20 protein-coding genes are annotated in these 21,042 nt (G+C 70.6%); 8 read left to right on the top strand and 12 right to left on the bottom strand.

What is annotated here, in order from left to right; all coding sequences use genetic code 11:
* Positions 1-4: 4 nt before the first annotated feature.
* On the bottom strand, positions 5-592 hold the full coding sequence (locus tag AC2IPW_RS07820; RefSeq protein WP_289379954.1) for a suppressor of fused domain protein: 588 nt from the start codon (positions 590-592) through the stop codon (positions 5-7).
* Positions 593-686: 94 nt separating this feature from the next.
* Between AC2IPW_RS07820 and AC2IPW_RS07815 the strand changes: the two genes are divergently transcribed.
* Together AC2IPW_RS07815 and AC2IPW_RS07810 are read left to right on the top strand one after the other, a co-directional pair.
* Positions 687-1,532 carry a ParB N-terminal domain-containing protein gene (locus AC2IPW_RS07815; RefSeq protein WP_003936109.1) on the top strand — a complete coding sequence of 282 codons (846 nt, stop codon included), beginning with the start codon at positions 687-689 and terminating at the stop codon, positions 1,530-1,532.
* Positions 1,533-1,715: 183 nt separating this feature from the next.
* Positions 1,716-3,413 carry a RecQ family ATP-dependent DNA helicase gene (locus AC2IPW_RS07810; RefSeq protein WP_486376613.1) on the top strand — a complete coding sequence of 566 codons (1,698 nt, stop codon included), beginning with the start codon at positions 1,716-1,718 and terminating at the stop codon, positions 3,411-3,413.
* Between the two features lie 118 nt (positions 3,414-3,531).
* Here AC2IPW_RS07810 and AC2IPW_RS07805 read toward each other — a convergent pair whose 3' ends face one another.
* Positions 3,532-4,068 (bottom strand): DUF1360 domain-containing protein, encoded by a 537-nt coding sequence (locus AC2IPW_RS07805; RefSeq protein ID WP_416063100.1) that lies wholly within the window; start codon positions 4,066-4,068, stop codon positions 3,532-3,534.
* An 84-nt stretch (positions 4,069-4,152) separates the two neighbouring features.
* Positions 4,153-5,259, bottom strand: coding sequence for a winged helix DNA-binding domain-containing protein (locus tag AC2IPW_RS07800; protein WP_486376612.1), 1,107 nt, complete (start codon positions 5,257-5,259; stop codon positions 4,153-4,155).
* Between the two features lie 123 nt (positions 5,260-5,382).
* Between AC2IPW_RS07800 and AC2IPW_RS07795 the strand changes: the two genes are divergently transcribed.
* Complete coding sequence (locus AC2IPW_RS07795; RefSeq protein WP_486376611.1) at positions 5,383-6,891, top strand: MFS transporter; 1,509 nt, start codon at positions 5,383-5,385, stop codon at positions 6,889-6,891.
* Positions 6,892-6,954: 63 nt separating this feature from the next.
* Here AC2IPW_RS07795 and AC2IPW_RS07790 read toward each other — a convergent pair whose 3' ends face one another.
* The 7 genes from AC2IPW_RS07790 to AC2IPW_RS07760 form a co-directional block, all read right to left on the bottom strand.
* On the bottom strand, positions 6,955-7,776 hold the full coding sequence (locus AC2IPW_RS07790) for a hypothetical protein (protein ID WP_450119829.1): 822 nt from the start codon (positions 7,774-7,776) through the stop codon (positions 6,955-6,957).
* 22 nt (positions 7,777-7,798) lie between these two features.
* On the bottom strand, positions 7,799-8,968 hold the full coding sequence (locus AC2IPW_RS07785) for an ABC transporter ATP-binding protein (protein ID WP_486376610.1): 1,170 nt from the start codon (positions 8,966-8,968) through the stop codon (positions 7,799-7,801).
* A 5-nt stretch (positions 8,969-8,973) separates the two neighbouring features.
* Positions 8,974-9,810, bottom strand: a complete 837-nt coding sequence (locus AC2IPW_RS07780; RefSeq protein WP_003936102.1) for a carbohydrate ABC transporter permease — start codon at positions 9,808-9,810, stop codon at positions 8,974-8,976.
* Entirely contained in the window at positions 9,810-10,775 is a 966-nt protein-coding gene (locus tag AC2IPW_RS07775; protein ID WP_416063095.1) for a carbohydrate ABC transporter permease, read from the bottom strand. Before AC2IPW_RS07775 ends, AC2IPW_RS07780 begins: the two co-directional genes overlap by 1 nt.
* Positions 10,772-12,106, bottom strand: coding sequence for an ABC transporter substrate-binding protein (locus AC2IPW_RS07770; protein WP_328517616.1), 1,335 nt, complete (start codon positions 12,104-12,106; stop codon positions 10,772-10,774). Before AC2IPW_RS07770 ends, AC2IPW_RS07775 begins: the two co-directional genes overlap by 4 nt.
* 136 nt (positions 12,107-12,242) lie before the next feature.
* Positions 12,243-12,731 (bottom strand): YflT domain-containing protein, encoded by a 489-nt coding sequence (locus AC2IPW_RS07765; protein WP_003936099.1) that lies wholly within the window; start codon positions 12,729-12,731, stop codon positions 12,243-12,245.
* Positions 12,732-12,854: 123 nt separating this feature from the next.
* Positions 12,855-13,811 carry an HpcH/HpaI aldolase/citrate lyase family protein gene (locus AC2IPW_RS07760; RefSeq protein WP_003936098.1) on the bottom strand — a complete coding sequence of 319 codons (957 nt, stop codon included), beginning with the start codon at positions 13,809-13,811 and terminating at the stop codon, positions 12,855-12,857.
* Between the two features lie 58 nt (positions 13,812-13,869).
* Here AC2IPW_RS07760 and AC2IPW_RS07755 point away from each other — a divergent pair, with 58 nt between their 5' ends.
* The 5 genes from AC2IPW_RS07755 (at position 13,870) to AC2IPW_RS07735 (ending at position 18,948) form a co-directional block, all read left to right on the top strand.
* Positions 13,870-15,144: a magnesium transporter MgtE N-terminal domain-containing protein gene (locus AC2IPW_RS07755; RefSeq protein WP_040781955.1), complete on the top strand. Its 1,275-nt coding sequence runs from the start codon at positions 13,870-13,872 to the stop codon at positions 15,142-15,144.
* Positions 15,137-15,664: a DUF1003 domain-containing protein gene (locus tag AC2IPW_RS07750; protein WP_003936096.1), complete on the top strand. Its 528-nt coding sequence runs from the start codon at positions 15,137-15,139 to the stop codon at positions 15,662-15,664. Before AC2IPW_RS07755 ends, AC2IPW_RS07750 begins: the two co-directional genes overlap by 8 nt.
* An 88-nt stretch (positions 15,665-15,752) precedes the next feature.
* Positions 15,753-16,751: a lysozyme family protein gene (locus tag AC2IPW_RS07745; RefSeq protein ID WP_486376609.1), complete on the top strand. Its 999-nt coding sequence runs from the start codon at positions 15,753-15,755 to the stop codon at positions 16,749-16,751.
* Positions 16,752-16,910: 159 nt separating this feature from the next.
* Positions 16,911-17,789 carry a lytic transglycosylase domain-containing protein gene (locus AC2IPW_RS07740; RefSeq protein ID WP_416063093.1) on the top strand — a complete coding sequence of 293 codons (879 nt, stop codon included), beginning with the start codon at positions 16,911-16,913 and terminating at the stop codon, positions 17,787-17,789.
* A 25-nt stretch (positions 17,790-17,814) separates the two neighbouring features.
* Positions 17,815-18,948: an Mrp/NBP35 family ATP-binding protein gene (locus AC2IPW_RS07735; protein ID WP_003936093.1), complete on the top strand. Its 1,134-nt coding sequence runs from the start codon at positions 17,815-17,817 to the stop codon at positions 18,946-18,948.
* A gap of 76 nt (positions 18,949-19,024) precedes the next feature.
* Here the strand turns inward: AC2IPW_RS07735 and tatB are convergent, their stop codons facing one another.
* Together tatB and AC2IPW_RS07725 are read right to left on the bottom strand one after the other, a co-directional pair.
* Positions 19,025-19,405 carry a Sec-independent protein translocase protein TatB gene (tatB, locus tag AC2IPW_RS07730; protein ID WP_003936092.1) on the bottom strand — a complete coding sequence of 127 codons (381 nt, stop codon included), beginning with the start codon at positions 19,403-19,405 and terminating at the stop codon, positions 19,025-19,027.
* A gap of 84 nt (positions 19,406-19,489) precedes the next feature.
* The gene (locus AC2IPW_RS07725) at positions 19,490-21,013 is read right to left on the bottom strand and encodes a trypsin-like peptidase domain-containing protein (protein ID WP_416063092.1); all 1,524 of its coding nucleotides are present in this window, start codon (positions 21,011-21,013) and stop codon (positions 19,490-19,492) included.
* Between the last annotated feature and the right edge of the window lie 29 nt (positions 21,014-21,042).

Here is a 21,042-nt window from a genome sequence, read left to right as displayed (position 1 = left end):
CCCGTCACATGCGGGCTGGGGCGCGGTTCGGGTCCCGCACGTCGATGCCGGCCTCCGACCACGCCTCGCGCAGCGCGTCGCCGCCGCGCAGCCGCTTCCACGCGGCCTCGGTGCCCGTCAACGGGATCACCTCGAAGAACCGCACCGGGTCGGCGGGCTCGGGCAGGACCAGTTCGGGGACGTCGCTCGGCTCGAGCATCACCGCGGTGAACGGTGCCCCCTCCCACAACGGCTCGCCCAGGTCGAGCAGGGCGTCGTCGGTGAGGACGACACCCTCCACCGCGGGCAGGGCCGCGAGCGTCGCGAGCGTGCGGACCAGCCCCGGCAGAGCGCCGGTGAGGCCGCGCACGCTCAGGATCAGTTCGGCGCGCGGCCCCCGGTTCGGGTCGGCGACCGTCGCGGTGGGGTCGCCCATCGGATGCCGCGAACATCCCAGGGTCGCGAACCGCACCAGGTCCGGCTGCTCCACGCGGAACCGCAGCACCTCGATGGGTTCGAGTCCGAGGAACGTCACGGACGCCGTCTCCGGCTCGGCGCCCCCGAAGCGGGCGCTGAGATGGGCACGGACGGCGGGCAGCACGGCGTCGATCACCCCTGCAATGTAGACCCGGTGCGGGGCCGATGCCGCCGGTGCGTCCCGCACCGATCCGGGCAACCGGGAGCCCGTCCGCCGGTACCGTCGTGTCATGGTGCGAGACACCGGCTTCCCCGGCGCCGATGCCGGCGACGACTTCTCCCGGCAGCGCCGGCGCGCCGAGTACGCGCGGCTGATCGCCTGGTTGCGCCGCGAACCCGGGGACGTCAACACCGTGCTGCCGTTCGACGCCGTGGTGCGGGCGCTGGGCCGGGTCGGGGAACGGCGTCTGGGGCTGCAGAGCATCGACGTGGCCTCGATCGTCGGCAGCGTGGACCGCACCGAGGATTTCGACCGGCGGTTCCGGCCCACGTCGGCCCGGCTGCGTCAACGGTGGGAGAAGCTGGCCACGGCTCGTCGGCGGGGCGAGGCGGTGCCGCCGATCACGGTGTACCGGGTCGGGTCGATGCACTTCGTGGTGGACGGACACCACCGCGTCTCCATCGCCTACGCCCGCGGGGACGCGACCATCGACGCCTACGTGACCGAGATCGTCACCCGGATCTCGCCCGAGGGGGTGACCCAGCACTCGGACCTGATGCGGAAGGACCACTACCGGATGTTCCTGAGCCGGGTGCCGCTCACGGGCGACCGGCGTGACGCGGTGACCGTCCGGGACCCGTGGGACTACGCCGAGCTGGCCGAGTGCATCGAGGCGTGGGGTTTCCGGCTCATGCAGGAGCAGGGCGAGTTCCTCACCCGCGACGTGGTGGCGCAGCGCTGGTTCGACGAGGAGTTCGTGCCCGTGGTCGACATGGTGCGGGCGGCGGGGATGCTGCGCACCCGGACCGACGCCGAGGCGTACCTGTGGCTGGCCGGCGAACGTTACCGGCTCGTGCGGCGGCACGTGTGGAACGAGGAGATCGTCGAGCGGCTGAAGCGGCGCGCCCCCCGGTGAGCGCAAGCCGGCCGGTTTGACCCCGCGGCGCCGGAGGTATGCCCCCGGCAGCCACCGAGGACGTCCGCCGCACACGCGGGCGCCCGGGCCGGTCGAGCAACGTGCCGGCGCCGGTCCGCGCGGGGGAACCCCCGCGCTCCGTACCCTGGTCGGCAGGACCGGGCCCACGACAGGAGAGTGCGCTTGACGGCGACCGTGCAGGACGCAGCGGACACCACCCGGGACGTCCGGACCGAGCTGAGTGCGGCCGCGCGCCGCGTGTTCGGCTGGGAGGAGCTGCGTCCCGGCCAGCTCGACGCGATGGAACCGCTGGTGCAGGGCCGGGACGTGCTCGCCGTGATGGCCACCGGATCGGGCAAGTCGGCGATCTACCAGGTTCCGGCGCTGCTGATCGAGGGCACCACCTTGGTGATCTCCCCGCTCATCGCGCTGCAGAACGATCAGATCGCGGGGCTCGACGCCACCTCGGCGCCGGACGCGGTCGCGATCAATTCCCGGCAGCGGGCTTCGAAGACCGCAGCCGCCTGGGAGACGATCCGTGAGCGCACCGTGGAGTACATCTTCCTGGCACCGGAACAGCTCGCCAACGACGAGGTGGTCGCCCGCCTCGCCGCCGCGCGTGTCTCCCTCGTGGTGGTCGACGAGGCGCACTGCGTGTCCGCGTGGGGTCACGACTTCCGGCCCGACTACCTGCGCCTGGCCGATGCGCTCGACCGCCTCGGCCGGCCCCCCGTGGTGGCGCTCACGGCCACCGCGTCGCCGCCGGTGCGACAGGAGATCGTCGAGGAGCTGCGCCTGCGGGACCCGGTGGTCATCGCCAGCGGCTTCGACCGGCCCAACATCGACCTGGCCGTCGAGCGGTACACCACCGACGCCGACAAGCGCCGGGCGGTGATCGAGACCGTCGCCGGACTCGCGACACCCGGACTGGTGTACACCGCGACCCGCAAGGACGCCGAGTTCTATGCGGCCGAACTGACCGAACGGGGGCTGCGGGCGGCCGCGTACCACGCCGGCCTGCCGGCGGCCACGCGCGAGCGGGTGCACCACGGATTCCTCGACGACGAGCTCGACGTGGTGGTGGCGACATCCGCGTTCGGCATGGGCATCGACAAGCCCGACGTGCGGTTCGTCGCACACGCCTCCGCGCCGGATTCCGTGGACAGCTACTATCAGCAGATCGGCCGCGCCGGCCGCGACGGGCTCGCGGCCAAGGCGTTGCTGTTCTACCGGCCCGAGGACCTGTCGCTCGCGAAGTTCTTCACCACCCACCGCCCCGACGAGGAACTGCTCGGCCGGGCGTTCACCGCACTGGCGCGCGCGAAGTCACCGAAGCGACTGAAAGACCTTCGCGCCGAACTGGATACCAAGGGCCGAACGCTCACCAATGCGATCAACCTGCTCGAACGCGCGGGTGTGGTCTCCTCGGGACGCAAAGGACTCACCGCACGCACCGTCGAGGTGGAGATCGCCGTCCGCCGCGCGGCCGAGGTGGCCGCAGTCGGTGAACGGATGGACCGCTCGCGCGTGGAGATGATGCGTGGGTACGCCGAAACCCGTGGCTGCCGCAGGCAGTTCCTGCTCGGGTACTTCGGTGAGTCGCTGCCCGATCCGTGCGGCCACTGTGACTGCTGCCGCGAAGGAATCCCCGAGCACCGGGCGGAGCCGCCGAAACACAGTCTTCACGAGCCGATTCCGCTGCACACCCGCGTGGTGCATGCGCAGTGGGGCCCCGGCGAGGTGATGAGCGCCGAGCCGGACCGGATCACCGTGCTGTTCGACGAGTACGGCTACCGCACGCTGTCGCTCGAGGCGGTGGAGGAGCACGATCTGCTGCGCCCCGAAAACTCGGAGCCCGAACCGGAGCCGGACATCGCCTGACGGATCCCGGGTGAGGATGCGCCCGGTCGATTCGCCCGCGACTTCGGAATCCGCCCCGCCGTGACATGGGCGGATTCCGAACCGGCGCGTCGATCCTGCCCGCCCTCGGACGGCGGCCTCACTGAACGCTCTGCTGCGCCTTCGCGTAGGCGAACTGGAGGAAGTCTGCGCCGGCCAGGGCGGCGAACAGCCCGGCGACGAGCCGGGTCGGACGCGGCGCGAAGACCATTCCGATGGTGAAGAACGTCGCGACCCACATGTCGAAGCAGAAGGGGCAGCTCAGCAACTCGCCCAGGCTGTGCCGGAGACTGTTGTTCGGCCCGCGAACCTCCTCCGTCACCTCGGCCGGGCCGCCCTGCCCCTTGTATCGCGTGAAGGGTGCGCGAATCGGGCTGGTCACCGCGTCCTTCGTCACCGTGCGCGACAGCTTGTGCGTGCCGAGGGCGAGCACGACGAGGTCCTGCCCGCTCAGCCGCTCCGGCAGTCGGCGCCCGGTGACCACCGCGGCGATCACCGCGACGGTGACCAGCGTGCTGTAGCCGGCGAGGACCTTCGTGTAGCCCCGGAGGGGGATGTCCTCCCCGCCGGTGTACTCGCGGCTCTGTTCGCGGACGGCGTCGACGAGGTCGACGGACGTCTCGGTCTGATTGCTCATCTGCTTCTCCTGCACGTAGCTCGGTCCGCGCAGTAGTACCCATGCACGGCCGCCCCCACGCACGGCTGCCGCCACGCCTCTCCGCTACCCCGCGGGGAATCGCACCTCGTGTGTGGGGGCGGTCGCGGCGCCGAACCGCGCCAGCCGCAGTCCCTCCGCCTCGACCGCCGAGCGCTGCGGGGCCGTCAGACGCCGCCACGGGGTCACCTCGAGTACGGCCGAGTCCTTCGCGACGGCCAGCTTCGCGGTTCCGGCGACCGTCCCGTCGACGAGGACGGCCGAGCGCACGATGCCGTTCTGCGTCACGATCCGGCGACGGTGCTCGTCGGAGACGATCCGGGTCCGGTCGGCGTGTGAGAGCAGGACGTTGTCGTACGGCGCGAGGATCCGCACCGGCGCCGGTGCCGCCGGATCCGGGCGCGGGGCGTCGGGCAGGTCGAACAGCTCGACGCCGTTCTCGTCCCGGAACACCTCAAGCGACGGGCGCAGCCGTTCGAACACCTCCCCGAGCCGCGTCAACCCCGACCAGGCCTGGGCGTCGCGCACGCTCGCGGGCCCGAACGCGCCGAGGTATCGCCGGAGGACGACGGCCGGGTCCGGCCGGGCCGGTCCGTGACCGGTCCACTCCCCGAGCGGTGTGAGTCGCGGCTGCCCGGAACGCCCCCACAATCCCCGCGGCGGCACCTGCACCAGCGGGAGCAGGTTCCGCAGCCCGTAGGCGAGCGCGGCCGGATCGCGGCCGGGGAATCGCTCCGCGAGCAACGGGCGCAGCTCCTGCAGGCTGCGGGGGCCGTCGCCGAGCAGGTCGCGACCCGCCGCGGCGAGTTCACGCAGGTCCACCCCGGCCAGATCGGCTGCGTACTGGGTGTTGGTGGTCAGGTCCCGGTCCAGCAGCGGCTGGACCCAGTCCCGCAGCGCCGCAGCGTCGGCGGCCGAGACTGCGAAGACCGTGCCGCGCATGAGTACGGTGCGCACCACGTGCCTTCCTTCTATGAGGTCGGCGAGAGCCGCGGGCCGGAACCGCCGCAACCGCGCCCACAGCGCGAAGTAGGGCGGTGTCGGGGCCTGCGCCTGCAGGCCCAGCAGGTGCTCGACCGCGTCGAGCACCGGGAGGTCGGCACGATGCATCAGATGCTGACGGGCGAGGGTGGCGCGGCCGAGAGCGCGGGCGGTGAGGGTGCGCGGCGTCACGTGGACACCCTGCCACGGCGGACCGACACGGCCTCGTCGGCGCCTGCGCCTGGACGGGGCAACCGCGCGTCCGGTAGATGTTTAGTTGAATTTAGTTTCATGTTGCAGCGTCGAGGAGAGCCGATGTCCGATCCGAGAGGTGCGCGGCTGCTGGTTCCGGTGCTGTGCTTCATCGTCACCACCATCGCCGTGATGCAGACGTCCGTCGTACCGATCGTCGGCACCATTCGCGAACAGCTGGGGGTGAGCACGACCGCCGCGGGCTGGGTCCTGACGGCGAACCTGCTCGCGGCCGCCGTCACCACTCCCCTGCTGGGCCGGCTGGCCGATCTGCGCGGCAAACGCCCGGTTCTGCTCACGGTCCTCGTCGTGGTGTTCGTCGGTTCGCTGTTGTGCGCCGCCGCGGACTCGTTCGCGCTCCTGCTGATCGGCCGGGTCCTGCAGGGCGTGTCGTTCGCGCTGTTCCCCGTCGGCATCGCCGTGCTGCGGGCCGAACTGCCGCCGAAGCGGTTGATCGGGGCGATGGGCCTGTTCTCCGGGACGCTCGGGGTCGGTGGAGCGATCGGCATGGTGCTCACCGGCCTGATGGTCTCGGGCGGCGACTATCGTCGCGTGTTCTGGCTGGTGGCGGCGTTCAACGCCGTCGCGTTGCTGAGCGCGTTCCTGGTCGTGCCGCGACGTCCGCGGTCCGCGGACGGACGGATCGACTGGCTCGGTGCGGCCCTGCTGGCCGTCGGGCTGGCGCTGGTGCTGCTGGCCCTGTCCGAGGGCGGGACGTGGGGATGGGCGTCGGCGCCCACCCTCGGGAGCGCCGCACTCGGACTGGCCGTGCTCGCGGCGTGGCTGCTCTTCGAACGGCACGTCGACGAGCCGCTCGTGCCGCCGCGGATGCTCACCGATCGGCCGGTGTTCGTGGTGCACGGCGCCGCGTTCCTCGTCGGCATGGCCATGTTCGTCAGCTTCCTCGCGACGGCGTATTTCGTGCAGACGCCGCCCGCCGTCGCCGGATACGGGTTCGGCGCCACCGTGCTCGAGGCGACGGCGGTGTACATGCTGCCCGGCGCGCTCGTCGGGGTGGTTGCCGCGGCACTCGCGGGCCGGCTCATCCACCGGTTCGACGCCCGATGGGTGCTGATCGGGGCGTGCATTCTCGGGATCGCCGGCTTCGCCCTGGTGGCGGTCGTGCACGACCGGAGCTGGCAGCTGATCGTCTCCGGAATCCTCGTGACCACCTTCGTCAGCCTCGCCTATGCCGCGTTGCCGGCGCTGCTCGTCGCCGAGGTCCGTCCCGATCAGACCGGCGTCGCGAACAGCATCAACTCCATCGCTCGCACGGTGGGCAGTTCACTGAGCAGTGCGGTGGTGACGACGCTGCTGGCCACGCTGACCGTTCCCGGCACGGGCGTCGTCCGCGAGAGCGCATTCGTCGCGGCATTCGGGCTGGGCGTCGGGGCCGCGGCCGCGGCCGCACTGCTCGTTCTCGTCGGCGGACGGCCGGCCCCGCGCGCTCTGAGCGATCGCGAGGAGGACGAGGTCGAGGCCACGGCTCTGGCCGCCGAATGGAGCACGGTGTCCGGTCTCGCCGCGGAGCACACCCCGAACGAGCAGGCCGACGCGGTTCGCCGGGGCTGAGCTCCCGGTCCGGAACGGGACGGGACGGGAAACCGGATGTCCTCCGCCCCGGTCACCGTCCGCTCAACTCTGTTCCTGCAGTGCGCGCACCGCCTCCTCCGCCTGCTGCGCCGTCTCCTCGGCCTTCGCTGCGTCCTCGTCGGCCGTCCGGGCGGTGCGTCGCGCGAACTCGCGCTGGTGTTCGACCCGGCCCAGCTCCTCGCGCAACCGCGCGACGTGCTCGTCGAGTTCCTCGACCGCGGCGCGTGCACGGTCCGCAACCGACCGGGCCTCGTCGGCGGTGTTCCGCGCCGCCTCCGCCTCGGCGACGGCTGCTTCCAGGGCGCGCCGCGTGCGCTCGGCCTCCTGCGCCCCGGTGTCGTCCGCGCCGGCGGCCTTCCGTTCCGGCGCGGACGGAACGACCGACAGTCCCACCGGTCCGAAGCCGCTGTAGTCCAGGGGTGTCTCGAGCCGGCCGCCGCGCACCTGCTCGGCGAGCTCGGCCTCGGCGAGTGCGGCGTGCAGGGTCTGGCCCACCTCGCGCAGGGCGGCCTCGGATGCGCGCCGGCCGTGCTCGGCCGCGAGACGGGAGGCCGTCTTCTCGAGCGCGCCGATCACCCGCCGTCGCTGGGTGGACAGCCGCCGCAGCTCGGCCCCGGAGAGCTGACGCTGCGCGGAGCGCAGGGCGTCGCCGAGCCCGAGCAGGGCCGTGATCTCCTCGGGCTTCTCGCGGACGAGGAGGTTCACCAACCAGGCCGACACGGTCGGTTTGCGCAGCCGGCCGACCGCCGCCGCGAGCTCTCGGTCGCCGGCGCCGCGGGCACGGGCGACGTACTCGTTGCGGGCCGCGGTGAACTCACCCGGATCGAGCCCGTACAGCTCGTCGGCGATGTCGTCGAGGTCCACCGGCCTACTATGCACTCCTCGCTCAGAGGGTGACGTTCTCCCCCGTCGCCTGGTCGAACAGGGCAACCTTCGCCGGATCGAACCACAGCTGCACCGGCCGGCCCTTCGCGACGTCGGACTCGGCGGGCAGCCGCGCGACCATCGACCCGCCGGCGAGATCGGCGACGCCCACATCGGCTGCCAGATCGTCGAGGTCGCTCGAATGCAGGTCCGGGGACTCGACGGTGAAGTACGCGTACTTGTCCGATCCCATGGATTCGAGCACGTCGATGTCGACCGTGAAGGTGGTGCCCAGCTCGCGCTGCGCCGGGTCCAGGAGCGCGGCGTCCTCGAAGTGCTCGGGCCGGACGCCGACGACGACGTCACGCCCGGGATCGTGCTTCTGCACGGCCGCCCATCGCTCGGCAGGCAGCGTGAAGTCCCCGATCGCGGTGCGCACACTGTCGCCGTCGAGCCGGCCGGCGAAGAAGTTCATCGACGGCGAGCCGATGAACCCGGCCACGAACAGGTTCTTCGGCCGGTCGTAGAGCTCCTGGGGGGCACCGATCTGCTGCACCAGCCCGCCGCGGAGGACGACCACCCGGTCGCCGAGCGTCATGGCCTCGGTCTGGTCGTGGGTGACGTACACGGTGGTGGTGCCCAGGCGCTTCTGCAGCCGGGCGATCTCCGTGCGCATCTGCACCCGCAGCTTGGCGTCGAGGTTGGACAGCGGCTCGTCCATGAGGAACGCCTTGGGATTGCGCACGATCGCCCGTCCCATCGCCACCCGCTGCCGCTGCCCGCCCGACAGGTTCGACGGCTTGCGGTCGAGGTGACTGGTCAGGTCGAGAATCTTCGCGGCCTCCTCCACCTTTCGTGCGATCTCGTCCTTGGGCATCTTGGCCAGAGTGAGCGGGAAGGCGATGTTCTCCCGGACGGTCATGTGCGGGTACAGCGCATACGACTGGAACACCATCGCGATGTCGCGGTCCTTCGGGGCCTTCTCGTTGACCCGCTCGCCACCGATCCGCAGCTCGCCGGAGGAGATGTCCTCGAGGCCGGCGATCATGTTCAGCGTCGTCGACTTTCCGCAGCCCGAGGGGCCGACCAGGATGATGAACTCGCCGTCGGCGATCGTCATGTCCACGTCGCTGACCGCCCGCGCCCCGTCGGGGTAGAGCTTGGTCACCTTGTCCAGCACGATTTCTGCCATCTGGGTCATCCCTTCACTGCGCCGGACGTCAGGCCGGCCACGATGCGACGTTGGAAGATCAGCACGAACACGATGATCGGAATGGTGATGACCACCGCGGCCGCCGCGATCGAGCCGGTGGGCTCCTCGAACTGGGAGGCGCCGGTGAAGTTCGCGATGGCCGCGGGCGCGGTGATGGACCGCTCGGTGGACGTCAGCGAGATCGCGAACAACAGGTCGTTCCAGCAGAAGATGAACACCAGGATCGCGGCGGTGACGATGCCCGGCGCCGCCAGCGGCGCCACCACCTTCCGGAAGGCCTGCCCGGGCGTGGCGCCGTCCATCTTGGCGGCCTTCTCCAGCTCCCACGGGATCTCCTTGAAGAACGCCGAGAGCGTGTAGATCGCCAGGGGCAGGGAGAAGGTGATGTACGGGATGATCAGACCCGCCCAGGTGTCGAACAGTCCGAGCCTGCGGATGATGTCGAACAGCGGGCTCACGAGCGAGATCTGCGGGAACATCGCGATCAGCAGTGCGACACCGACGAGGATCTTCTTGCCCGGGAAGTCGAGGCGGGCGATCGCGTAGGCCGACATGGTGCCGATGACCACCGCGATCACCGTGGCGATCAGTCCGATGCCGATCGAGTTGATCAGTGCGCTGGTGAAGGCGTCGGTGCGGAAGATGCCACGGTAGTTGTCCAGAGTCCATTCCTGGGGTATGAAGCGCCCGTCCTTGATCGTGCCGGCCGGCTTGAACGACAGGCTGGCGATCCACAGCACCGGCACGAGCGCGTACAGCAGCACCAGCAGGTTCACCGCCGACCAGCTCAGTTTGCGCCGCGGGGTTTCGGTCGTCGTCATCACCGCTTCCCTTCCGCATCGGAGCCGGGCGCCGAGGCCCCGAACAATTTGATGAACACGAACGCAATGATCGCCACGCACAGGAAGATCAGGACGCTGATCGCCGAGCCGATGCCCAGGTTGAACGCCTTGAACAGGTTGTCGTATCCGAGGATCGACACCGAGCCCGTGCCGTTCGACCCGCGCGTGAGGACGTAGATGTTGTCGAAGATGCGGAAGGCGTCGAGCGTGCGGAACAGCAGCGCCACCAGGATCGCCGGTTTCATCAGCGGCACGATGATCTTGGTCAGCCGCGTCCACGCTCCGGCGCCGTCGACCTGGGACGCGCGCAACAGGTCGTCCGGGACGAGCGCCAGGCCGGCGAGGAGCAGCAGGGCCATGAACGGAGTGGTCTTCCACACCTCGGCGAGCACGATGATCGCCAGTGACGGAAGTTGTTCGGTCAGCGGGGCGCTGCCCTCGGGTAGCAGATTCGCGAGGTAGCCGGTCCCCGGTGTCCAGGCGTAGTACCAGCTGTAGGCGGCGGCGACGGTGACGATCCCGTACGGGATCAGCACCACGGTGCGGACGGTGCCCTTGCCGACGATGGTGCGGTGCATGATCAGCGCGAGCGCCAGACCCAGGACGAATTCGATCGCCACCGACACGACGGTGATGCCGGCGGTCACGAAGAAGGCCTGCCACCAGAACGTGTCGGTGAGGACCGAGACGTAGTTGGCGAATCCGACGAACTCACGCTCGTCGGGGAAGCGCAGGTCGTACCGCTGCAGGCTCAGCCACACCGCGTACCCCACCGGATAGGCGGTGACGGCGAGCATCATCAGCGCCGCGGGCGCGACGAGCCACAGGCCGAGTCGGCGTTCGGCCTTCTTACCTTCGGACAGAACGGCTTTCCCACGCTCGGACGGTGCGGGCCGGTCGCCCTCGGCCGGTGGGACGGGTCGGGTTGCGGGCGTGGTGGTCACGGGATCAGCCCTTCCGAATTGACCGCCTTGCGGACCTGCTCGGCGAGTTCGTCGACCGTGCGCGGCGGGTCGATCCGGTCGACCGGATTGAGAGTCGCGGTGATGAGCGTCGAAATGCTCTGATACGCAGGTGAAACCGGGCGCACCGCCGCATTCTCCAGACTCTCGCGCACCTCCCGCCACATCGGGTACGCCTGCTGGAACTCCGGGTCGTCGTACAGCGATGCCAGCGTCGGCGGGACACCGCCGTCGACGGCGTTGTTGCGCTGATTCTCCTCGTTGCGCAGGCACTGCACGGCTTCGAACGCGAGGTCGGGATACCTGGTGGTGCGGGCGACCCCGATGTTGAACCCGCCGATCGTGACCTCGGCCGGTCGGCCGGGGATCACCGACGGATACGGGGCGGGCAGAAAATTCTGTTCGCCGTTCACCGTCAGGACCGTGTTGCCGGTGTTCTCGGCGGTCACGTTGCCGTTCTCGTCGACGAAGGGCAGGAAGCCCTTCTCGGCGTTCTCGATGATGCCGGGGTAGACGAACGGCCAGTTGACCTGGAACGCGGCTTTGCCGCTCTCCATACCGAGACGCGCAGCGGCCTCGTCGGACTGGTTCAGCGACGGGTCCGCACCGGGCGCGGTCGCCACCCGCTTCATGATGTCGAGAGCCGTCACCGCGGCGTCACCGTCGGCCACGGTGACGGTGGTGCCGTCCTCGGCCACGACCGATCCGCCGGCGCTGGCGAGCAGGGTGTTGAACCACACCATCAGGCCCTCGTACTGGCGGGCCTGCACCCCGATCCAGCTGGGACGGCCCTCGGCCGCGAGCCCGCTCGCGATGTCGATCATCTCGTCCCACGTCTGCGGTGGCCGACCGCCGGGCATCAGGTCCTTGCGGTACCACAGCAACTGGGTGTTGGTGTTCAGCGGTGCCGCGTAGAGGGTGCCCTGCCACGTGGCGGATTCCAGCGGTCCGGCGAGGGTGCCCTCGGACACTGCCGCCGCGACATCCGGGGGCAGCGGCAGCGCCCAGCCCGCCTCGGCGAACTCGGCCGTCCACACGACGTCGAGGGTCATCAGGTCGAGGGTGTCGTCACCACCGGTGAGCCGCCGCGCGAGTTGCAGCCGCTGGTCGTCGGCACCCTTGGGCAGGGTGCGCTGCTCGATGGTGTACCGGCCGCCGGCGGCGGCGGTGCAGTTCGCCGCCGCGGCCGCATACTGCTCCGCGCCGTCGGCGGCGGTGTAGAAGCTCAGTACCGTCCCGCCGGACTCGCTGCCGCACGCCGCGACCGACGACAGGGCGAGCACCGCTGCGGCGCCCACCAGTCCGACCCGCACCGACCGTCTCCGCACCGCAGCCTCCGACCGTCGCCCTGCGTGACGGTGACTTCCGTCACACTTGGTGCGAACGTAACGCACCGGACGCCGCCGCGCGACTCAACTGCCGCCCGGAACAGAACTGTGATCGAACGGTCTACAACGCGAGCTTGGCGAGCAGGTCCCGTGCCCGTTCCGCGTTGCGCGGCGCGCACAGCACGTCGTAGCGACCGGCCACCAGCTGCATCGTCGACGAGAAGTCCCGCTGGCCGCGCGTCGCGGCGTACGGGATCGTCGTGGAGATCAGACCGAAGACGATGCCGCCGACCATGCCGACGAGCAGGGGGCCGAGGAAATCGGTCGAGAAGATCCCGAGCAGCAGACCGAAGAACAGACCGAGCCAGGCGCCGGAGGCGATGCCACCGCCGATCACCTTCGCCCACGTCAACCGGCCGGTGACCCGCTCGACCTGCATGAGGTCGACACCCACGATGGTGACGTCCTCGACCGGGAAGGACTGGTCCGAGAGATGGTCGACAGCGCGCTGCGCCTCCGCGTAGGTCGTGTACGAACCGACCGGCCAGCCGCTCGGCGGAGTCGGCAGGCCCGGCGTGGCGCGTCCCGGCTGTCCGAGGGGGTTGGTCATCTTCGGCTCCTTCTCGTGACTGCGCGCCCCGATCCGGCGCACCCTGTCTATTCTGCCCGCCTTCTCCGGTGTGTCCTTTGGGCTGCTCCCACGACCCAAAGGACACACCGGCGGCGCAGCCGCCTAGCGGGGCGGCTCGAAGCTCGTGGTGCGGGTCATTCCGGCCGCCCGGCCCTTCGCCGAGATCACCAGCGCCATCTTGCGGCTGGCCTCGTCGATCATCTCGTCCCCGAGCATCGCGGCACCGCGCGCGCCGCCGGCCGCGGAGGTGTGCCACTCGTAGGCGTCGAGGATCATCTCGGCCTTGTCGTAGTCCTCCTGGCGCGGACTGAAGACCTCGTTCGCGGCGTCGATCTGGCTCGGGTGCAGGACCCATTTTCCGTCGAAACCGAGGGCCGCGGTGCGCTGCGCGGAGCGCCGGAACGCCTCGACGTCGCGGATCTGCAGGTACGGACCGTCGATCGCCTGCAACCCGTGGGCCCGGGCCGCCATGAGGATGGTCATGAGGATGTGGTGGTAGGCGTCGCCGCGGTCGTAGCCGTCGGGCTGCTCCCCCACGACGAGAGTGCGCATGTTGATGCTCGCCATGAAGTCGGCCGGGCCGAACACCAGCGTCTGCACCCGCGGGCTGGCGGTGGCGATCGCGTCGATGTTGGTCAGCCCGAGCGCGTCCTCGATCTGCGGTTCGATACCGATGCGTCCGACCTCGAGCCCGTGGGCCTTCTCCACCTGGGTCAGCAGCAGGTCGAGCGCCTGCACATGGCTCGCGTCGGGAACCTTCGGCAGCAGGATCGCATCGAGGTGCGCGCCGGCGCCGCCCACCACGGTGGCGACGTCGAGGTAGGTGGCGTCGGTCGTCCAGTCGTTGACCCGCACCACCTTCAGCTGCTCGCCCCATCCGCCCTCGTTCAGGGCCTCGACGATCGTCGTGCGGGCCTGCTCCTTGGCCAGCGGGGAGACGGCGTCCTCGAGATCGAGGAACACCTCGTCGGCGGGCAGGCCCTTGGCCTTGTCGATCATCTTGCGGCTGCTGCCGGGAACGGCGAGCACGGACCTCCGGGGCCTGAAGTCGAACGACATGGGCTGGGCAGACCTCCGTGTTCCGAAATCGACGACCGCACGTTCTAGCCTGACCATCATGGCAGCAGTGAGCAAGGTATTCGCGGCGAGGCTCGCAGGTCTGGTGGTCCTGGGACCCGACGGCGAGTCGATCGGCCGGGTGCGCGACGTCGTGCTCACCATCCGGATCGGGCGGCAGCAGCCCCGGGTGCTCGGTCTGGTCGTCGAACTGCCGACGCGCAAGCGAATATTCGTGCCGATGCTGCGGGTGACGGCGATCGAGCCGGGGGCCGTCACCCTGAACACCGGCAACGTCAGCCTGCGCCGGTTCACGCAGCGGCCGACCGAGGTGCTGGCACTTGCGCAGGTGCTCGATTCGAAGGTCCGCGTCGACGATCCCGAGCTGGGTGAACTCGCCGGCGTGGACGTGGTCGTCGTCGACCTCGGCATCGAACTGACCCGCACCCGGGATTGGGTGGTCTCGCGCGTGGCCGTGCGGGCCCAGCGCGGCCGGTTGGGCCGGCGGTCCGCGATCCATGTCGTGGACTGGCAACACGTGCACGGGCTGACCTACACCAACCTCGGCATGCCCGGCCAGGGTGTCTCGCAGCTGCTGCTGCAGTTCGAGGACATGCGCGCCGCCGACGTCGCGAACGCGCTGCGCGAACTGCCGGAGAAGCGCCGGCACGAGGTGGCGGTCGCCCTGGACGACGAGCGGCTCGCCGACGTCGTGCAGGAGCTGCCGACCGACGACCAGACCGATCTGCTGATGCACCTCGAGGTGGAACGCGCCGCGGACCTGCTCGAGGCGATGGACCCCGACGATGCCGCCGATCTGCTCGGCGAGCTGCCCGACTCGGACGCCGAGTCGCTGCTGCGCCTGATGGATCCGGAGGATTCCGAGCCGGTGCGGCGGCTGCTCGAGCACTCCCCCGACACCGCCGGCGGTCTCATGACCCCCGAGCCGGTGGTACTCACCCCGGCCACGACGGTGGCCGAGGCGCTGGCGCGGGTGCGCAACCCGGACCTCACGCCGGCGCTGGCGTCCATGGTGTTCGTCGTGCGGCCGCCCACCGCGACCCCGACGGGCAAGTATCTCGGCTGCGTGCACCTGCAACAGCTGCTCCGGGAGCCACCTGCCGGCCTGGTGGGCGGGATCGTGGACAACGACCTGCCACGACTGGACCCCGACGATTCACTCACCGCGGTCACCCGGTACTTCGCGACGTACAACCTGGTGTGCGGGCCCGTCCTGGACGACGAAGGGCACCTCCTGGGTGCCGTGACCGTGGACGACGTGCTCGACCACCTGCTGCCCGAGGACTGGCGCGAAGAGGAGGCCGACGATGAGTGACCGTTCCGCCGTGGCCCGGCAGCGCCTCGACACTCCCCGTACCGGCCGGTTCCGGGTCAACTTCGACGTCGAGGCGGTCGGACGCGTCAGCGAATCGATCGCCCGGTTCCTCGGCACCGGCCGCTACCTCGCCATCCAGACGGTCGTGGTGATCGTGTGGATCCTGCTCAACGTCTTCGCCGTGACGTTGCAGTGGGATCCGTACCCCTTCATCCTGCTGAACCTCGCGTTCTCGACGCAGGCCGCCTACGCCGCGCCGCTGATTCTGCTCGCCCAGAACCGGCAGGAGAACCGGGACCGGGTCTCGCTCGAGGTGGACCGGGCCCGCGCCGCCCAGACCAAGGCGGACACCGAGTTCCTCGCGCGGGAGCTGGCGGCGCTGCGGCTGGCGGTCGGCGAGGTGGCGACCCGCGACTATCTCCGGCGCGAGCTCGACGATCTGCGCGCGTTGCTGATCGAACCGGAGGAGGAGGACACGGCGGCGACGGCATCCGGTAAACCGCGCCCACCCCGCCGCTGAGACGTGACGCGCTGTAACGTCCATCACAGCCTGTCGATGGTGTCGGTGGGGTGACGGTCCGCGACGAGTAGGTCTGTGGGGTGATTGTGTGCGCTGGCAGAGTCTGATCGCGGTGCCGGTGGTGCTCGGTGCCGGGTTCGCGGCGGTTGCGTCGTCCCCGGCACCGGTGGCTGCGACGGAGCACACGGAGCCGGTCGCCGTGACGGCGGCGGACGGCAGCACCGGGGTCGGGGTGCTACCGGCGGATCCGGCGGGGCCACGACCCGTGCGCGGGACCGGGAACCCGGTCGGCAATCCCGGGGCGGATCTTCCGCCCGAGGTCACGGTTGCCCCCGGGCAGCCGTCACCGGTGCTGGCCGGCGAGGGCCCCCTGGCGATCCCGGAGCTGGTGCTCTACGCGTACCGGGCGGCCGAGATGCAGCTTGCGATCGACGAACCCGAGTGTGCGCTGCCGTGGCATCTGCTCGCGGCGATCGGCCGGATCACGTCGCAGCACGCCGACTCGGGACGCACCGACGTGCTGGGCACGCTCACGACCGCGCGTGTCGCTCCCGGCACGGGCAGACTCGGGCCGATGCAGCTGCCTCCGGAGGTCTGGTCGCAGTTCTCCGCCGACGGCAACGCGGACGGCACCGCGAATCCCCAGAACGTCTTCGACGCCACTCTGGCGGCCGGCGCCTGGCTGTGCTCGGACGACGCGCGCCTCGCCGAGGCCGACGCCCGCGCGCGGGCGGCTGCCCGGTTCGATCCGTCGCCGGAGTTCGTCGCCAACGTGCAGGCCTGGTCGGCCGCCTACGAGAAGGGCACCGCGGTCTCGCCGGGGATCGTCGTCCCACCCCCGACGCCGCCGGCTGTTCCGGCCCGGCCGAACACCGCCGACGTCGCCGAGACCGTCCCGGCTCCCGTGGCCGGGACCACGACGGCACCCGCACCGGAGCCGGCCCCGGCTCCCGCGGTCGAGCCGGTCCCCGTCCCCGCGCCGGCTCCCGAGACACCGCCGGCTGTCGAGGGACCGCCGGCCGCGCCGGTACTGCCGTCGCTGCCGTGTCTCGTCCCGGCGCTGTGCCCGCCGCCGTCCGCACCCTGATCGGTCACGCCTCGATCTCGCCGTAATCCTTCGATTCTGCACGTCTGCCCAGTTCAGCGCGTTACATCACGTTAGGGTAACGGAAATGCATCGCTTCCTGTATGGTCGGTACCGCCATGTAACGAAAGCGTCTCGGGGAAGGCGCCCAGGAGGTATCGAGTGGGTCGGCACAGGAAGCCTTCGGAGTCCAAGCTCCGCCGTAATTCGGTCATCGCCCTCACCGGACTGGTTCCGGTCGGCGTGGTCGCCGCCGCCACCAGCGCCGGGGCGAGCCCCAAGACCCTGTTCGGCGTGCAGGACACCGAAGCTGTGGCCGAGCCCGTGACTGCGGCGGCCGAGACCACCTACATCGCCGACGGGGTCTCTCGCGACGTCGCCGCCGCGGCCGCCCTCATGACCGCCCCGGAGCCTACCGCGGAGCCCGCGGCGGCCCCCGCGCCCGCCCCGGAGCCTGCCCCCGCCGCTCCGGCACCGCTGCAGCCCGGCCCCCTCGGGATTCCCGGCATCAACTTCGCCGCCTACCAGAACGCCGAGCGGATCCTCGCCGCCGAGAACCCCGGCTGCAACATGTACTGGACACTGCTCGCCGGCATCGGCCAGGTCGAGTCCGGCCATGCCAAGGGCGGCAAGGCCGACGACAAGGGCAACCTCCTCGAACCCGTGATCGGTCTGCCCCTCGACGGCAGTCTGCGCGGCCAGGCCGTCATCCGGGACACCGACGGCGGCACCCTGGACGGCGACACCGTCTACGACCGGGCGGTCGGCCCCATGCAGTTCATCCCCTCCACGTGGAAGCTCTACGCCGGCGACGGCAACGGCGACGGCGTCGCCGACCCGCAGAACCTGTACGACTCCACTCTCACCACCGCCAAGTACCTGTGCGACGGCGGAAACAACATGCACGACCTCGCGCAGACCACCAAGGCCATCCATCGCTACAACAACTCCATGGCGTACGTCGCGAACGTGCTCGCCTGGTCGGCCGCCTATTCGACCGGCGTCACCCCCAGCGCGGCGGACCTGCCGCGCATCCACTGATCGGGCGCCACCTACGATTGATGCCATGGCAGTCAGCGAGTCCGACGTTCGCAGCGCCCTGGCGCGGGTCCAGGATCCCGAGATCCGCAAGCCGATTACCGAACTCGGCATGGTCAAGAGCATCGAGATCGGCGGCGACGGCAGCGTCGACGTCGGCATCTACCTGACCACCGCCGGCTGTCCGCTACGCACCGAGATCACCGACCGGGTCACCAAGGCCGTCGCCGACGTCGCCGGAGTCTCCGCGGTCCGCGTCGAACTCGACGTCATGAACGACGAGCAGCGCACCGAGCTGCGCAAGTCGTTGCGCGGCGACTCCACCGAACCAGTGATCCCGTTCGCCCAGCCCGGCTCACTCACCCGGGTCTACGCGGTGGCCTCCGGCAAGGGCGGCGTCGGCAAGTCCTCCGTCACGGTCAACCTCGCCGCCGCCATGGCCGCGCGGGGCCTGTCCGTGGGTGTGCTGGACGCCGACATCTACGGCCATTCCATCCCGCGGATGCTCGGCACCGACGCCAAGCCCACCCAGGTGGAGCGGATGATCATGCCGCCGATCGCGCACGACGTGAAGATGATCTCCATCGCCCAGTTCACCCAGGGCAACACGCCCGTGGTCTGGCGTGGACCGATGCTGCACCGCGCGCTGCAGCAGTTCCTCGCCGACGTGTTCTGGGGCGATCTGGACGTGCTGCTGCTCGACCTGCCGCCCGGCACCGGCGACGTCGCGATCTCCGTCGCGCAGTTGATACCCGGCGCCGAGATCCTCGTGGTCACCACGCCGCAGCAGGCGGCCGCCGAGGTCGCCGAACGGGCCGGCTCCATCGCCCTGCAGACCCGCCAGCGCATCGTCGGCGTCGTGGAGAACATGTCGTGGCTCGAGCTGCCCGACGGCACCCGGATGGACGTGTTCGGCACGGGCGGCGGTCAGGCCGTCTCCGAGCGGCTCACCCGCGCCGTGGGCGCGACCGTCCCGCTGCTGGGCCAGATCCCACTCGATCCGGCGATCCGCGAGGCCGGCGACGCCGGAACGCCGATCGTCCTCAGTGCCCCCGACTCGCCTGCGGGCACGGCGCTGCGCGAGATCGCCGAGAAGCTCGCCGTGCGTCGCCGCGGCCTGGCCGGCATGTCGCTGGGGATCGACACCACCCGTCACCTGTAGGCGCCTACGGCGCCGGTGTGTCCTTCGGGCTGTCCTGACCGCCCAAAGGACACACCGGCCGCGCAGCGGCCTCGTCCTAGGTCGCGTCGGAGTCGATGGGGGGCTTCTCTCCCGCCGTCAACGGCGGCGGGACGGGCTTGCTCACCGGCTTGGTGCCGGGCTTGTCGAAGTTGCCGGTGAGCAGCGAGTCGTCGCCGTCCAGCAGGTGCTTGGTGATGACCGCCTTCGGCGTCATGCCACGCAGTTGGTTCAGTTCGGACAGGGGTTGGCGCAGGTCGTCGAACTCGGGGCCGAGTTCCTCCTTCAACTGCTCCTTGGCGCCGGACGCGTAGTCACGGACCTGCCGCAGCGACCTGGTCATCCAGGACACCGCACCGGGCAGCCGCTCGGGGCCGAGGACCACGAGCGCCGCGACGAGCAGGACCAGGAATTCGCCCCAACCGATATTGCCGAACACCGTTCCAGGGTACGTGGTGACGCGGGGACCGCAGCCCGGAGGACCCAGGTCACAGCGGATTCCCAGGGAAGCGGCAGCGGACGGTCAGTCCGACATCGGGGTCACCTGCACGTCGACCAGGCGTCCCGCACGCACCAGCTGCACCGTGACCGGCTTGCCGATCTCCTGGGCGTGAACGGCGACGACCAGTTCGTCCGCGCTGGTCACCTCGCGGTCTCCGACCTTGACGATGACGTCACCCTCGACTATGCCCGCCTGCTGCGCCGGGCTGCCCTGCTGCACGTTGGCGACCTCGGCTCCGCTGGCGACGTCGTTGGCGACGCTGCGGGTGTTGACGCCGATTTCCGGGTGGCGCATCTCGCCGGTGCGGATCAGTTCCTGGGCGACGGCGGTGACGTCGTCGATCGGGATGGCGAACCCGAGACCGACGGAACCACCCGTCTCGGTCTTGATGGCCGAGTTGATGCCGATGACGCGGCCCTCGGCGTCGACGAGCGGGCCGCCGGAGTTGCCGGGGTTGATGGAGGCGTCCGTCTGCACGGCGTCGATCACGGCATCGGTGTCGGTACCCTGCCCGCCCAGACGCATCGGGCGGTTGAGCGCGCTGACGATGCCGCGGGTGACGGTCTTACTCAGTCCGAGCGGGGAGCCGACGGCGATCACGTCCTCCCCCACCTGCACGTCCTCCGAACGGCCGAGTTCGGCGACCGTGAGATTGTCCGCGTCGACCGAGAGCACGGCCAGATCGGTCTTGATGTCCCGGCCGACGATCTCGGCGGGCACCTTCGTGCCGTCGTTGAACGTGACCTGGATCTTGGCGTCCGGTGCGGTGGCGGCCATCGAGACGACGTGGTTGTTGGTGACGATGTATCCGGCGCCGTCGATGACGACACCGGACCCGGTGCCGGCCTCCTCGCCGAGGGTCACCTGGATCGAGACCACTGCGGGCAGCACCGCGTCGGCGACGCGGGCCACCTGCCCGGACGGCAGGTCACCGTCCTGATCCACCTGGGCCAGCGTCACGCTACGGCTGGTGAGGGATCCGGTGTCGGACGTGACGAGCGCGACCACGAGACCGCCGACCATACCGATGGTCAGCGCGACCGCGGCGAGTGTCGCGAGGGCGCGGGTCTCGATCCGGCCGCCGAAGAGGACCTCCCGCAGCGTGAGCTTCGGTGCGGGAGGCAGCGGCCGCTCGTCGTGGGACTGTGCGGGCGCACCCAGGCGCACGTTCGTCGCGGGGTCACGCCACGGGTCGGGCTCGGCACCGCCGGCATCGGTCTCGCCGTCCGGGTCGGCGGGTGGCCGCTGCAGAATCTCGGAGGTCCCCACGGGACGGCCGAATGCCTCGGCCAGCACCGGATCGGTGGGCGCACCGTAACGGACCGACGGCTCGGCGGCGCGTTCCTCGGCGGACCGCCCGAACGGGCCGGTCGTGCCGGCCGGCCGGCCGAAGACGCGGTTCGCGGCATCGTCGACGGCCGGGCGGTAGACGGGGCGGGGTTGCAGGCGGGGGGCGTCGGCACGGCGCGACACCTCCGGCGCGGCGGCGCCGTCCGTCTCCGACGAGCCGGCCCGACGCTCGGACTCTACTGATTCCGCTGTCACGCGTGCCTGTCTCCCCCGTGTCCGTCGGT

It is taken from the genome of Rhodococcus sp. NS-SX18, from assembly GCF_057367935.1.
Note: the sequence above shows the minus strand (reverse complement) of the source record. Positions and strands in the feature narration are given on the sequence as shown.